Source organism: Streptomyces sp. NPDC048275 (assembly GCF_040652275.1).
GTDB lineage: Bacteria > Actinomycetota > Actinomycetes > Streptomycetales > Streptomycetaceae > Streptomyces.
This window is the reverse complement of record NZ_JBEZLR010000006.1, coordinates 94,715-108,020: the sequence shown is the minus strand read 5'-3', so window position 1 is coordinate 108,020 and position 13,306 is coordinate 94,715. Positions and strand designations below refer to the sequence as shown.

The 13,306-nt window shown below is 71.4% G+C and carries 12 protein-coding genes; 4 read left to right on the top strand and 8 right to left on the bottom strand.

Annotated features, from left to right (window positions below; translation table 11 throughout):
* Window positions 1–69: 69 nt before the first annotated feature.
* From AB0D57_RS06265 to AB0D57_RS06235, 7 genes are all read right to left on the bottom strand, one after another.
* On the bottom strand, window positions 70–1,176 hold the full coding sequence (locus tag AB0D57_RS06265; protein ID WP_362067590.1) for a magnesium and cobalt transport protein CorA: 1,107 nt from the start codon (window positions 1,174–1,176) through the stop codon (window positions 70–72).
* Between the two features lie 280 nt (window positions 1,177–1,456).
* Window positions 1,457–2,071 carry a sigma-70 family RNA polymerase sigma factor gene (locus tag AB0D57_RS06260; protein ID WP_362067588.1) on the bottom strand — a complete coding sequence of 205 codons (615 nt, stop codon included), beginning with the start codon at window positions 2,069–2,071 and terminating at the stop codon, window positions 1,457–1,459.
* Window positions 2,072–2,165: 94 nt separating this feature from the next.
* The gene (locus tag AB0D57_RS06255; RefSeq protein WP_362067586.1) at window positions 2,166–2,843 is read right to left on the bottom strand and encodes a hypothetical protein; all 678 of its coding nucleotides are present in this window, start codon (window positions 2,841–2,843) and stop codon (window positions 2,166–2,168) included.
* A gap of 69 nt (window positions 2,844–2,912) precedes the next feature.
* Window positions 2,913–3,053, bottom strand: coding sequence for a hypothetical protein (locus AB0D57_RS06250; protein WP_362067584.1), 141 nt, complete (start codon window positions 3,051–3,053; stop codon window positions 2,913–2,915).
* Window positions 3,050–5,338: a heavy metal translocating P-type ATPase gene (locus AB0D57_RS06245; protein WP_362067582.1), complete on the bottom strand. Its 2,289-nt coding sequence runs from the start codon at window positions 5,336–5,338 to the stop codon at window positions 3,050–3,052. The genes AB0D57_RS06250 and AB0D57_RS06245 overlap by 4 nt, the downstream gene beginning before the upstream one ends.
* Window positions 5,338–5,577 carry a hypothetical protein gene (locus tag AB0D57_RS06240; RefSeq protein ID WP_362067580.1) on the bottom strand — a complete coding sequence of 80 codons (240 nt, stop codon included), beginning with the start codon at window positions 5,575–5,577 and terminating at the stop codon, window positions 5,338–5,340. Before AB0D57_RS06240 ends, AB0D57_RS06245 begins: the two co-directional genes overlap by 1 nt.
* Before the next feature lie 55 nt (window positions 5,578–5,632).
* Entirely contained in the window at window positions 5,633–7,216 is a 1,584-nt protein-coding gene (locus tag AB0D57_RS06235; protein WP_362067578.1) for an amidohydrolase, read from the bottom strand.
* Between the two features lie 105 nt (window positions 7,217–7,321).
* On the opposite strand from AB0D57_RS06235, the gene AB0D57_RS06230 reads away from it, so the two are divergent.
* The 4 genes from AB0D57_RS06230 to AB0D57_RS06215 all read left to right on the top strand — a co-directional run bounded on the left by AB0D57_RS06230 (window position 7,322) and on the right by AB0D57_RS06215 (window position 13,001).
* Window positions 7,322–8,269, top strand: coding sequence for a methionyl-tRNA formyltransferase (locus AB0D57_RS06230; RefSeq protein WP_362067576.1), 948 nt, complete (start codon window positions 7,322–7,324; stop codon window positions 8,267–8,269).
* Window positions 8,270–8,413: 144 nt separating this feature from the next.
* The gene (locus AB0D57_RS06225) at window positions 8,414–10,096 is read left to right on the top strand and encodes an ABC transporter ATP-binding protein (RefSeq protein ID WP_362067574.1); all 1,683 of its coding nucleotides are present in this window, start codon (window positions 8,414–8,416) and stop codon (window positions 10,094–10,096) included.
* Complete coding sequence (locus AB0D57_RS06220) at window positions 10,093–11,874, top strand: ABC transporter ATP-binding protein (protein WP_362067572.1); 1,782 nt, start codon at window positions 10,093–10,095, stop codon at window positions 11,872–11,874. The genes AB0D57_RS06225 and AB0D57_RS06220 overlap by 4 nt, the downstream gene beginning before the upstream one ends.
* Window positions 11,875–11,933: 59 nt before the next feature.
* The gene (locus AB0D57_RS06215; protein WP_362067571.1) at window positions 11,934–13,001 is read left to right on the top strand and encodes an iron-siderophore ABC transporter substrate-binding protein; all 1,068 of its coding nucleotides are present in this window, start codon (window positions 11,934–11,936) and stop codon (window positions 12,999–13,001) included.
* Between the two features lie 64 nt (window positions 13,002–13,065).
* Here the strand turns inward: AB0D57_RS06215 and AB0D57_RS06210 are convergent, their stop codons facing one another.
* On the bottom strand, window positions 13,066–13,275 hold the full coding sequence (locus tag AB0D57_RS06210) for an MbtH family protein (protein ID WP_362067570.1): 210 nt from the start codon (window positions 13,273–13,275) through the stop codon (window positions 13,066–13,068).
* Between the last annotated feature and the right edge of the window lie 31 nt (window positions 13,276–13,306).

The following is a 13,306-nucleotide window of genomic DNA, read 5'->3' as shown; positions in this document are numbered from 1 at the left end:
CAGGCGGCGAGGTGCGGGCGCTCGGCGCCGGCGCCCTCCAATTGCCGGTCGGTCTTAGCCGTCAGCTCGTCACAGCCAGCCGTTGCGCTTGAAGCCGCGGTGGATCACGAGGCAGGCGGTCGCGATGACGACGAGGACGAGCGGGTAGCCGAAGCGCCAGCGCAGCTCGGGCATGTGGTCGAAGTTCATGCCGTACACACCGCACACCATCGTCGGTACGGCGATGACCGCGGCCCAGGCGGTGATCTTGCGCATGTCCTCGTTCTGGGCGACGGTCACCTGCGCGAGGTGGGCCTGGAGGATGGAGTCGAGCAGGGCGTCGAAGGAGGTGATCTGCTCGGTGACGCGGGCCAGGTGGTCGGCGACGTCGCGGAAGTACGCCTGTATCTCGGGGTCTATCGCGGGCATCGGCTGGACGGCCAGCGCCTGGACCGGGCGGCCGAGAGGGACCACGGCCCGCTTGAGTTCGAGGAGTTCACGCTTGAGCTGGTAGATACGGCCGGCGTCCGCACTGCGCGGGCTGTGCGGGGAGAAGACGTCCGTCTCGACCTGGTCGATGTCGTTCTGGACGGCATCGGCGACGGTCAGGTAGTCGTCGACGACATGGTCGGCGATGGCGTGGAGCACCGCGGCCGGGCCCTTGGCCAGCTGCCGCGCGTCGGCTTCGAGGTCTTCGCGCAGCGGGCCGAGGGAGCCGTGGCGTCCGTGCCGGACGGTCACGACGAAGTCGGGGCCGGCGAAGACCATGATCTCGCCGGTGTTGACCACCTCGCTGGTAGCGGTCAGTTCCTCGTGCTCGACATAGGCGACCGTCTTGAAGACGGCGAACAGGACGTCGCCGTACTGCTCGACCTTGGGCCGCTGATGGGCGTGGACCGCGTCCTCGACGGCGAGCGGGTGCAGGCCGAACAGCTCGCCGACCCGCGCGAACTGGGTCTCGCTGGGCTCGTGCAGGCCGAGCCAGACGAAGCCGTCGCCGCGTCCGTGACCGTGTTTGCGTACCCGGGCGACGGATTCCTCGACGCTGGGCGCGGCCTCCTGGCGGATGCCGTCACGGTAGATGACGCAGTTGACCACGGTGGAGCCGAGCGGGGAGCGAGCCGGATGGCTGAGGTCCACACGACGCCCCCGTCGTGCCAGACGGGCGACTTTGCGCAAGTTGCCGACCATCGACATACGCGTGCTCTCCTTCACCGGGTCCGGCCAGTGTGCCAGCCGAGGATAAGGCGGGCATCAGTCCGTGACCCGGTCAGTTCTGCTAGGACCTAGTCCGGCCCCTCCTCGGAAACCGTGAACACTTTGGCCCAAAGTGTTCACGGTTTCGGGGACCTATGCGGTGACCGCGGCGTCGCCGACCGGATGCCGAGTCCGAGCGCGGCTCCGTTGGAGATGCCCAGCAGCTACGGGTCGGCGGCGGGACGCCGACAGCACCGAGAACACGGCTGTTCGACCCTCGTCAGGCTGCCACCGGCGTCGGCGCGTCCGTCTCGGCGAGCAGGTCGACGAGGGTGGTCCTGGCTCGGGCCACGCGTGAGCGGACGGTTCCGACGGCGCAGTCGCTGACCTCGGCGGCCTCCGCGTAGGGCAGTCCCATCAACTGGGTGAGGACGAACGCCTCGCGGCGCTCGTCGGGCAGCGCGGCCAGCAGGTCGAGGAGTGCGACGCCGTCGTCGAAGCCGGGCAGACCGCGCGGCTGGGCGAGTTCGACGGCCAGCCGCCAGTCCGGTGCGTCGGACAGCCGCGGGCGGGTGGCGGCGTACCGGAAGCTGTCGATCACCGCGCGCCGTGCGATGGACAGCAGCCACGCGCGGGCGGACGAGCGCCCTTCGAACCGGTGCAGGCTGCCGAGCGCGCGCAGGAAGGTGTCCTGGGCCAGGTCGTCGGCGGCCTGCGGGTCGGCGGAGAGGTGGGCGACGTACCTCAGGACGTCGCGGTGCAGAGCGCGTACGAAATGTTCGACGGCATCCGGGTCACCGGCGCGGGCGGCGAGCGCCCAGGCGGTTATCGACTCGTCGACCGAGGTGGTGTCACCGCTTGTGTCGCACGAGGTGGGCAGGGCAGGAGTGATCACCTGGTTGTCCTTCTCGGTGAGGTGTACGGCCGTACGGCGGCGTACGGCCGAGGCCCGAGGCGCGCACGGGCTGCCTCGGGTACCGGCTGTCTTTTCAGACGACAGCGGTCCCCACGGACGGACCCCGAGAAGTGATCGCGTGGACGAGAAGGAGTCGCCGCGGCGCCCGGTCCGAGCGGGCGCGGTGTGCGCGAAGGCGCGGGCGGTGCGGCGGTGTGGGCAAGGCGAGCAGCAGCCGCAGCGGTGCGGCCAGCCGACCGGCCACGGCGCGCAGGATGCGGAAGGCGGCGCGTTCGCCGTACCCGAGCCACAGACCGCACAGCAGCGCGGCCAGCAGGTGGGCGACGAGCATGCCGAACGAGGAGGTGCCGCCCATGTCCATGGAATGCATTGAGTCCATGGCGTCCCTGTGCGTGGACTCCATGTGCGTGGACTCCATGTGCGTGGACTCCATGTGCGTGGAGCCCATGGCATGTTCCATCGGCCCCATGGACCTGCCGCCCATGCCCGCCAAGGCCGAGCTCTGTGCCTGCGAGAAGGCCCAGTGGAGCGCCCCCTGGGCGACGACCACCACGGACACGATCAGCGGCAGGCCGCGCTCGCGAGCGGCGAGGCACCACCCCGTACCGCCCGTCGCCGCGGCCGCGGCGCCCAACGCCCACCAGTGCACGTGGTTTCCGGACATCATGACGTGCCCCAGGGCGGCGAGCAGCACACAGACGGCCGCGAAGACCGCGGCCCGTACCGTGCGAGAACACCACCCAGCGCTCATGACGGGCTCTTCCTCATATCCGGGGTTCGGATGTCATGGTGCGGTACGGATATGACCCCGCCCTCCCACTCAATCCGGGACGAGTGATCCAGAACCCGTCGAGGTCACAGGGGGTCGTGCGATGTCGCCGGAGTTGGAGAGCCGGAAGAACGCGGCGAGCAGGGTGTCGGTGAGCCGGCGCCGGGTCGGACGCCAGAGGTGTTCGGTCACCGGCGGCCGCTCCGAGCCTTCCACGCGGGCGTCGGTTGCCAGGCGCGCAGCCGCAGGCTGTTGCCGACCACGAGCACCGAGCTCGCCGACATCGCCGCCGCGGCGACCATCGGGTTGAGCAGGCCCACCATGGCGAGCGGCAGGGTCACGACGTTGTAGCCGAAGGCCCACAGCAGGTTGGCGCGGATCGTGCCGAGGGTGCGCCGCGCGAGTCGTACGGCGTCCCCCAGCGTCTCGATGTCGCCGCGCACCAGGGTCACGTCGGCGGCCCCGATCGCCGCGTCCGTGCCGCCGCCCATGGCGATGCCGAGGTCGGCGCCGGCCAGCGCCGCGGCGTCGTTCACACCGTCCCCGACGACCGCGACCCGGCGGCCGTCCGCCCGCAGCTTGCGTACGAGTTCGGCCTTGTCCTCGGGGGAACAGCGGGCGTGCACCTCCTCGATGCCGAGCGCGGCCGCGACCGCGCGGGCCGGTGCCTCCCGGTCGCCGGTGGCGAGCACCGGATACGCACCGAGGCGCCGCAGCCGCTCCACCGCGCGGTAGCTGCCGGGCCGTACCACGTCGCCGATCTCGATCAGTGCCTCGGGCACGCCGTCCACCCGGACCAGGACGGTGGTATGCGCGGCGGCCTCGGCCGCCGGGAGCGCGTCCGCCAGGGCGGCGGGCAGTTCGTCCTCGGGCGCCAGGACTTCGACGAGGCGGCCCTCGACGCGGCCGCGGACTCCGCGCCCCGCCACGGCGCTGAATTCGCTCGGCTCCGGCAACGGCCGCTCGGGCCCCTCCCGCCGCGCGTACGACACGATCGCCCGGCCGAGCGGATGCTCCGAACCCTGTTCCACGCCACCGGCCAGCCGCAGCACCGTCTCCCGCCCGAGCCCGTCCGGTACGGCGGTGACGCGGGCGACGGTCATATGGCCGGAGGTGAGGGTGCCGGTCTTGTCCAGGACGACGGTGTCGATGTGCCGCAACGCCTCCAGCGCCTGCGGACCGCTGACCAGGACGCCCAGTTGAGCTCCGCGTCCGGTGGCGGCCATGAGCGCGGTCGGGGTCGCCAGGCCCAGCGCGCAGGGGCAGGCCACGACCAGCACGGCCACGCACACGGTGACGGCCGCCTGCGGGTCGGCTCCGGCGCCGAGCCAGAAGCCGAGGACGGTGACGGCGAGCGCGAGGACGACCGGCACGAACACCCCGGCCACCGCGTCGGCCAGCCGCTGCGCCCGCGCCTTGCCGGCCTGGGCATCGGTCACCAGCCGGGTGATCCGGGCGAGTTGTGTGTCGGCGCCGATCGCGGTGGCGCGTACGAGGAGCAGTCCGCCGACGTTCACGGCGCCGCCCACCACCGCCGAGCCGGGCCCGACCTCGGCCGGCTCGCTCTCCCCGGTGACCAGGGACAGGTCCACGGCGGAGCTGCCCTCCACGACCGTCCCGTCGGTGGCGACCCGCTCACCGGGCCGTACGACGAAGACCTGCCCCAGCCCCAACTGGTCGATGGGGACGAGTCGTTCGACCCCGTTCTCGCGTACCGACACCTCCTTGGCCGCGAGCCCGGCGAGGGACCGCAGGGCCGCCCCGGTGCCCCGCCGCGCCCGCCCCTCCAGGAACCGGCCGGTCAGCACGAACAGCGGCACCCCGACGGCCGCCTCCAGATAGACGTGCGCCGTACCGTCCGCCGCGGACGGCAGCAGACTGAACGGCATCCGCATCCCGGGATCACCCGCTCCGCCGAGGAAGAGCGCGTACGCCGACCAGAAGAAGGACGCCACCACGCCCAGCGACACCAGCGTGTCCATGGTCGCCGTCGAGTGCCGCAGTCCCCGCACCGCCCGTACATGGAACGGCCAGGCGCTCCACACCGCGACCGGAGCCGTCAGCGCGAAACACAGCCACTGCCAGTTGCGGAACTGCAGGGCGGGCACCATCGACAGCACGAGGACGGGTACGGCGAGGAGTGCCGTGACCAGCAGCCGCTCCCGCTCCGGCCGAGCGGCCTCCGGCTCCTCCTCATCCACCTGGCCCGCCTTGCCCGCCTGGCCCTTGTGCGTGGGGGGAGGCTCGGGCAGCGCGGCCGTGTATCCGGCCTGCTCGACCGTCGCGACGAGTTCGGCGGGGCGGATGTGCGGCGGATGGCTGACGTGGGCGCGACCGGTGGCCAGATTGACCGTCGCGGTGACTCCCTCGAGTTTGCCGAGTCGCTTCTCCACCCGTCGCACGCACGCCGCGCAGGTCATCCCGCCGACGGTGAGATCGGTGGTCACCAGTGGACCGGTCGCCGCTTCCGTGCCCATCAGCCGCCACTCCCGTGCATGTCCATGTCCTCCATGCCGCCGCCGCTTCCGTCGCCGTTTCCGCCGCCGGTGTTGGTGCCGTGCAGGCCGGGCGCGACCGGACCGGCAGTGGAGCCGACGGCGTAGGACACCGTGAACATGAGCGCGAGCAGCAGGAGGAAGCCGCAGAGCGCGGGCGGGGGCAGCAGTTTCCGAAGCGTGGAATCCGCGCCGGTGGAGGGTTGTGAGGACTCTTCCATCTTCAGGAGTCGGGAGTGCCGGGGCTTGAGTTCCGGAAGAGTTGAGTGACGTGCGTCACATAGCGTGCGGTTCCCCTTCCAGGCCGTCCACCAGCGTCGTGACCACCTCGATGTCACCGATGCGGGCGACATCGACGCGCCGCGGGTCGTCCCCCAGCACCACCAGGTCGGCCCGCTTGCCCGGGGTGAGGCTGCCCGCCCGGTCGTCCCAGTGGCAGGCGAAGGCCCCGCCGACGGTGTAGGAGCGCAGGGCGTCGTCGACCGTGATGGCCTCGTCGGGGCCGATGAGCCGACCGGACTCGGAGGCACGTTCGACCATGAACTGAATGGCCCGCAAGGGCGAACCGTCCGCGACGGGCCGGTCGGAACTGCCCACCAGCGTGATGCCCTGGTCCAGGAAGCCCTTGCCCCGGTACATCCACGGGGCCCGCTCCTCGCCCATGATCGACGCGTAGTCGTCGCCGAAGTACCGCAGGAAGTTGGGCTGGACCACCGCGATCGCGCCGAGTCGCGCGAAGCGGGGCAGTTGGTCGGGCCGGATCAGGCCCGCGTGTTCGATGCGATGCCGGGCGCCGGGGCGCGGCCGGAGGCGCTGCGCCCGCTCCAGCGCGTCCAGCGCGAGATCGGCCGCACGGTCGCCGATGGCGTGGACGGCGAGCTGCCAGCCGCCGAGGTGACCGTTGACGATGGTGTCGATCAGGAGTTCCGGGTCCTCCTGCAACTGCCCGGCATGGCCCATGCCTTCGTACGGGCTGCTCAGCGCGGCCGTGCGCGCCATCATGCCGCCGTCGGTGTAGACCTTGAGCGCTCCCACGGACAGCCAGTCGTCGCCGAATCCGGTGCGCAGGCCGAGGTCGAGCGCGCGGGGTCCATGGTTCTCGTCGGGTGGCCCGATGGGATGCAGTACGTCCGCGGCGATCATCAGTTGCACCCGCAGCGGCAGCCGGCCCTGCTCCCGCGCGAGCTGATAGGCCCCCAGTTCGATGGGACCATGGCCGAACAGCCTGCCGCCGATGCCCGCTTCGGCGCAGGCCGTCACCCCTTCGGCCCGGCAGATCCGGCCGGCTCGCACGATGGCGTCCGCGATTTCTTCCTGGGTGTACGGGTCGCGGAGCCTGCGTGCGGCGCCCATGGCGCCCTCGGCGAGAAAACCGTTCTCGTGCGGGACATCGGCGGGGAGCCGGTTCAGGATCGCGCTGTTGACGACGCAGGCGTGTCCGGACTCGTGCAGCAGGAACACCTTGCGGCCGTCACTGACCTTGTCCAGCTCAGCGGCGGTCAGATGGCGTCCCAGTGCCCGCTGGTCGTAGCCCGCGACGCTGACCCAGGCGCCGTGCGGGCTGCGGGCGACGGCCGCGGCCACGGCGTCGAGCACGTCGTCGACCCGTGTGCACGGGGCGACGGTCGGGGTGTTCGCCTTGAATCCCGTCCACGCCAGGTGCACATGACTGTCGATGAAACCGGGCAGCACGGTGGCGCCCTGGAGGTCGACCACCCTGCGCGCGGGCAGTCCGGTCACCGCCTCGTCCAGGCCCGCGATGCGGCCGTGCCAGATCCCCAGGTCATGGGCGACGGGGCGGTCCGGATCCATGGTGATGATGTGGGCGTTCGTGAGCCTCGTGCACAGCGTTCCCGTCATGGTGGGGCGAGGCTAACGTGACCTGCGACCCCTGTCACCATTGCCCACTTAGGCAAGCCTTGCTTTACTTGGCGCTGCTCTTCATTCAGCCCGAGGAGGAACCGCATGCGGGTCGTCATGTTCGGCTATCAGACCTGGGGCCATCGAACCCTGAAAGCGCTCCTGGACTCCGAGCACGACGTGGCACTGGTCGTGACGCATCCCAAGAGCGAGCACGCCTACGAGAAGATCTGGAGCGACTCGGTCGCCGACCTGGCCCGCGAGCACGGCGTGCCGGTGCTGATCCGCAAGCGGCCCGACGACGAGGAGTTGTTCGCCGCACTCGAAGAGGCCGCGCCCGACGTCATCGTGGCCAACAACTGGCGGACCTGGATCCCTCCGCGCATCTTCGAACTGCCCCGCCACGGCACCCTCAACGTGCACGACTCGCTGCTGCCGGCCTACGCCGGGTTCTCCCCCCTGATCTGGGCACTGATCAACGGCGAGAAGGAAGTCGGCGTCACCGCGCACATGATGAACGAGGAACTCGACGCCGGCGACATCGTGGCCCAGCACGCGGTGACCGTGGGGCCGAGGGACACCGCGACGGACCTGTTCCACAAGACGGTCGACCTGATCGCCCCGGTCACCACGGAGGCCCTTCGCCTGATCGCCTCCGGGCAGACCGAGTTCACCCGGCAGGACCGCTCCCGTGCGAGCTTCTTCCACAAGCGGTCCGCCGAGGACATCCGCGTCGACTGGAACTGGCCCGCCGAAGACCTCGAACGTCTGGTGCGCGCCCAGTCCGCCCCGTATCCGAGCGCGTTCACCTATCACCGGGGCAAGCGCCTCGAAATCCTGGCGGCGTTCGTGTCCGCCGGCCGCTACGGCGGCACTCCGGGCCGGATCTTCTACCGCGAGGGCGACGGAGTGGTGATCGTCGCCGGAGCCGACGCGCGCACGGGGCGCAATCACGGACTCGCCATCACGCGCATCCGTACGGAGGACGGCGAAGAGATGCCCGCGACCGACTACTTCACTTCCATGGGCGGCTATCTCACCGCCCGCAGTTGACCCAGCTCGATCGGACCCGTGAGGGACCGGTGACCGGACCCGTCACCGCGCCATCCGCCATTGACGAGAACCTTGACCTGGAGGCTCTCACTTAGACTAGCCTTACCTAAATTCCATGCTGGCTGGTTCCGGAGGGTGCGGCAGATGGGAGCTGAGGAACCGTCAGGGCGAAATGTCCTGGCGCGGACGGTCGCGGGACAGCGGCGCGCGGTCGTCACCGCCGCGCTCCTCGGATCCGCCCATCAACTCGGCGAGGCCCTGGTCCCGGTGCTCATCGGCATCGTGATCGACCAGGGCGTCGCGGAGGGCGACACCGGCGCGCTGGTGCGCTGGCTCGCCGTCCTGGCCGTCATGTACGTAGGACTGTCCTTCAGCTTCCGCTTCGGGGCGCGGGCCGGGGAGCGGGCGGCCGAACAGGCCGCGCACACGCTGCGGGTGGACCTCGTACGACGCGTCCTCGATCCGCGCGGCGGGGCCGAGAGCGGACGGCTTCCGGGCGCGCTGGCCAACATCGCCACCGAGGACGCCAAGCGGGTCGGCGCGGTCAACATGGCCGCAATGCTGGGCACTTCGGCCCTCATGGGTCTGATCGTCAGCGCGGTCGCGCTGCTGCTGATCTCCGTACCGCTCGGCCTGGTCGTCCTGTTGGGCACGCCCGTGCTGCTCTGGCTCGGGCATCTGCTCAGCAAGCCGCTGGAACGCCGCAGCGAGGCCGAGCAGGAGCGGGCCGCCCATGCCTCCGGTGTCGCGGCCGACCTGGTCGCCGGACTGCGGGTGCTCAAGGGCATCGGCGCGCAGGCCGCGGCCGTCGACCGCTACCGGCGTACCAGCCGGGATTCGCTGGCCGCCACGCTGCGCGCCGCCCGCGCCGAGGCATGGCAGCGTGGTGTGGTGCTCGCGCTGACCGGGGGGTTCATCGCGCTGGTGGCGCTGATCGGCGGGCGGCTCGCCGTCGAAGGGGACATCACGCTGGGGCAGTTGGTCTCGGCGCTCGGGCTTGCCCTGTTCCTCCTCGGCCCGCTCGAAGTACTGGCCTGGGTGAACACCGAGTTGGCCCAGGGCCGGGCCTCCGCGGCCCGGATCGCGGACGTCCTCGCCGCCGCCCCCGGCGTCTTCCCCGGCGACCGGCCGCTGTCCGCCCCGGTGCGCGGCGCGCTCCGGCTGCGCGGAGTCAGCCTCGGTGGGCTGCGCGAGCTGGACCTGACCGTCGCACCCGGCGAACTGCTCGGAGTCGCCAGCACCGACCCGGCCGCCGCCGAGGCCCTGCTGCGCTGCCTCGGCCGCGCCGACGACCCTGAGGCGGGTGTGGTGGAACTCGACGGCGTACCGCTGTCGGACCTCGACCCGGCCGAGCTGCGCACCGCGGTGCTGGTCGCGGCGCACGACGCCGCGTTGTTCGAGGGCACCCTGAGCGACAACATCGGCTCCGGCGACCGCATGGAGCGGGTGATGGCCGCCGCGGCGGCCGATGAGGTCGCCCGGGCGCTGCCGCACGGCAGCGCCACCCAGGTCAGTGAAGGGGGCCGCTCGCTCTCCGGCGGCCAGCGCCAACGCGTCGCCCTCGCCCGCGCGCTGGGCGCCGACCGGCCCGTGCTCGTCGTCCACGACCCGACCACCGCCGTGGACGCCGTCACCGAGGCCCGGATCGCCGACGGCGTCCGCGCGTTCCGGCACGCCCGCACCACGCTTCTGGTCACCAACAGCCCGGCCCTGCTCGCCGTCACCGACCGGGTGGTGCTCCTGGATGCCGGCCGGGTCGCCGCCGACGGCCCGCACGCCGATCTCGTACGAGCCGACGCGGCGTACCGGAAGACGGTGCTGGCATGACCACCGCACAACCCGACACGACCCCGTCGAACCCTGGGGCCCCCGAGCTGCTGCCCACCGCCACCCCCGCCCGCACCCGGGCCGCCGTCGGTGAACTGCTCATCCCGCACCGGGCGTTGGCCTGGGCCGGATTCGGTGTGATGGTGCTGGCCACCGGCGTGGGACTGCTCACCCAGCCGCTGCTGGGCCGCATCGTCGACCTCGTCACCGACCACAGCCCGGCCGGAGACCTCACACTGCCCGTGCTGTTGCTGGTCGCCGTCGCCGTCGCACAGGGCATAGCCGCCGCGCTCGGGCGGTCGCTGGTCTCCCGGCTCGGCGAGACCGTCTTGGCCGAACTGCGCGAGCGTTTCGTCGAACGCGCCCTGGGGCTGCCGCTCGACCGGGTGGAGAAGGCCGGTTCGGGCGATCTCAACGCGCGCGTCACCCGGGACGTCTCCCGGGTCACCGACGCGGTGCGCACCGCGCTGCCCGAACTGGCGGGCTCCGCGCTGTCCATCGTGCTCACCTTCGGCGCGCTGGCCCTGCTCGACTGGCGCTTCCTGCTCGCCGCGCTGCTCGCGGTGCCCGTCCAGGCGCACACCGCCCGCTGGTACGTACGCAACGCCACCCCGCTGTACGCGAAGGAGCGCATCGCCACCGGGGCCCAGCAGCAGCAGCTCCTCGACACCATCAGCGGGGCGGGCACGGTACGGGCGTACCGGATGGAGGCCGAACACACCGAGCGGGTCACCGCGCGCTCCGGGGCCGCGGTCGAACTGACCATGCGCGGCGTGCAGTTGGTGCTGCGCTTCTACAGCCGGCTGCACCTGGCCGAGTACACGGGTCTCGCGGCCGTCCTGGTGACCGGCTTCCTGCTGGTGCGCGGCGGCTCCGCCTCGATCGGTACCGCGACGGCCGCCGCACTGTACTTCCACAGTCTGTTCGGGCCGGTCAACACCGCTCTGGTACTGCTCGACGACGCCCAGTCGGCGACAGCGGCACTGGCCCGGCTGGTCGGCGTCGTCGACGAACCGGTGCCGCACACCGTCGACCGGGGACCCGTTTCCGACGCCACCGTCACCGTGACCGGGCTCGGGCACTCCTACGTGCCGGGCCGCCCCGTGCTCCACGACGTCGATCTCGTGCTGCGCCCCAAGGAGAAGGTGGCCCTGGTCGGTGCCAGCGGCGCGGGAAAGACCACCCTCGCCAAACTGGTCGTCGGCGTGCATCGCCCGTCGGTGGGCACCGTGCACATCGGCGGCGCCGAGCCGGACGAGTCCGGCCGCACGGTGGCGCTGGTCACCCAGGAGGTCCATGTCTTCGCCGGTCCGCTCGCCGACGATCTGCGACTGGCCCGCCCGGATGCCACAGACGAGGAGCTGTGCGAGGCCCTCGACCGGGTCGGCGCCCTCGACTGGGCCGAGGCCCTGCCGGAAGGGCTCGCCACGATCGTGGGCGAGGGCGGCCACCGGCTGACCGCCGACCGGGCGCAGCAACTCGCCCTGGCCCGCCTGGTGCTGGCCGATCCACCGGTCGCGGTCCTCGACGAGGCCACCGCCGAGGCGGGCAGCTCCGGTGCCCAGCGCCTGGAGCAGGGCGCCGAGCGGGCACTCGAGGGCCGCACCGCGCTGGTCGTCGCGCACCGCCTGAGCCAAGCCGCCGCCGCGGACCGGATCATCGTGATGGAGGACGGCCGGGTCGCCGAGAGCGGCACCCACGACGAACTGCGCGCCGCCGACGGTCCTTACGCGGCGTTGTGGCAAGCCTGGTCGGAGAACCGCAGTACCCGGCCCTGATCCGCCACCACCAACCCCCCGCACCCCGCTCACACACGACCGAACAGAAGGATCACCCGATGCTCCGCGCCAACAGAGCCACCCGGTTCGCCGGACTGCTCGCTTCCGTCCTGATGCTCGTCGGCTCGGTGGCCGCGTGCGGCTCCTCCGACTCGGATTCCGACTCCGCCTCCTCGCAGTCGGACAAGACCTCCGCCAGCAGCGCCTTCCCCGTCACCCTCACCCACAAGTTCGGCAGTACGACCATCAAGTCCGAGCCGCAGCGCATCTTCACGGTCGGCCTCACCGACCAGGATGCCGTGCTCGCGCTGGGCAAGGTGCCCGTCGGCACCACCGACTGGCTCGGCGGCTACGACGGCGCCATCGGCCCCTGGGCCAAGGACAAGCTCGGCTCGGCGAAGGCGCCGACCCTCCTCAAGGACACCGGCACCGGCCCCCAGGTGGAGAAGATCGCGGCTCTCAAGCCGGATCTGATCCTCGCCCTCTACGGCGGGCTGACGAAGGCCCAGTACGAGAGCCTGTCGAAGTTCGCCCCGGTGGTGGCCCAGCCGAAGGAGTACAACGACTACGGCATCCCGTGGCAGCAGCAGACCGAGTCGATCGGCAAGGCGCTCGGCAAGGAGGCCGAGGCGAAGAAGCTCGTCGAGGGTGTCGACGCGAAGTTCGCGGCGGCGGCGAAGGCGAACCCCGCCTTCAAGGACGCCACCGGTGTGGTGGCCACCCCGTACGAGGGCTTCTTCGTCTTCGGCAGCCAGGACTCCCGCTCCCGCACCCTCACCTCGCTGGGCTTCAAGCTGCCGGCCGATCTCGACAAGAGCATCGGCGACCAGTTCGGCGCCAACATCAGCAAGGAGCGGACGGATCTGCTGGACACCGACGTCACCGTGTGGACGGTGCCCGATCTCGCCAAGGACCCGGCGAAGCTGCACGAGGACAACACGTACAAGAACCTCACCGTCGCGAAGGAGGCGCGTGAGGTGTTCATCGAGGAGTCGAGCGACTACGGCAAGGCCTTCTCGTTCGTCACCGTGCTGAGCCTGCCGTACGTCATCGAGCGACTGGCGCCGCAGCTCGCGGCGGCGGTCGACGGCAAGACGGACACCAAGGCGGAGCAGCCCACTTCCTGACAGCGGCCCAGAAAAGCTGGGGGCCGGTACGCGGATCCGCGTACCGGCCCCCTCGCTTGTGCTCCTACCGGCCCCGCTCGGCAAGGCTCCTGGGGCGCATGTCCGTCCAGTTGGCCTCGATGTGCTCCAGGCACTCCTGGCGCGGGGCGGGGCCGTGGGTGACCGTCCAGCCGGCCGGGACCTCGACGAAGTCGGGCCAGAGGCTGTACTGGCCCTCGTCGTTGACCAGGACCGCGTAGACGCCCTCGGGATTCTCGAACGGGTTGCTGCTCATCTCTTGGTTCCTCCCACTGTCTTGGATGTGT

Excerpts from the sequence above, each read along its gene's own strand:
- AB0D57_RS06265 (WP_362067590.1), bottom strand. The coding sequence starts at position 1,176 with ATGTCGATGGTCGGCAACTTGCGCAAAGTCGCCCGTCTGGCACGACGG.
- AB0D57_RS06255 (WP_362067586.1), bottom strand. The coding sequence starts at position 2,843 with ATGAGCGCTGGGTGGTGTTCTCGCACGGTACGGGCCGCGGTCTTCGCG.
- AB0D57_RS06245 (WP_362067582.1), bottom strand. The coding sequence starts at position 5,338 with ATGGGCACGGAAGCGGCGACCGGTCCACTGGTGACCACCGATCTCACC.
- AB0D57_RS06240 (WP_362067580.1), bottom strand. The coding sequence starts at position 5,577 with ATGGAAGAGTCCTCACAACCCTCCACCGGCGCGGATTCCACGCTTCGG.
- AB0D57_RS06235 (WP_362067578.1), bottom strand. The coding sequence starts at position 7,216 with ATGACGGGAACGCTGTGCACGAGGCTCACGAACGCCCACATCATCACC.
- AB0D57_RS06230 (WP_362067576.1), top strand. The coding sequence starts at position 7,322 with ATGCGGGTCGTCATGTTCGGCTATCAGACCTGGGGCCATCGAACCCTG.
- AB0D57_RS06225 (WP_362067574.1), top strand. The coding sequence starts at position 8,414 with ATGGGAGCTGAGGAACCGTCAGGGCGAAATGTCCTGGCGCGGACGGTC.
- AB0D57_RS06220 (WP_362067572.1), top strand. The coding sequence starts at position 10,093 with ATGACCACCGCACAACCCGACACGACCCCGTCGAACCCTGGGGCCCCC.
- AB0D57_RS06215 (WP_362067571.1), top strand. The coding sequence starts at position 11,934 with ATGCTCCGCGCCAACAGAGCCACCCGGTTCGCCGGACTGCTCGCTTCC.
- AB0D57_RS06210 (WP_362067570.1), bottom strand. The coding sequence starts at position 13,275 with ATGAGCAGCAACCCGTTCGAGAATCCCGAGGGCGTCTACGCGGTCCTG.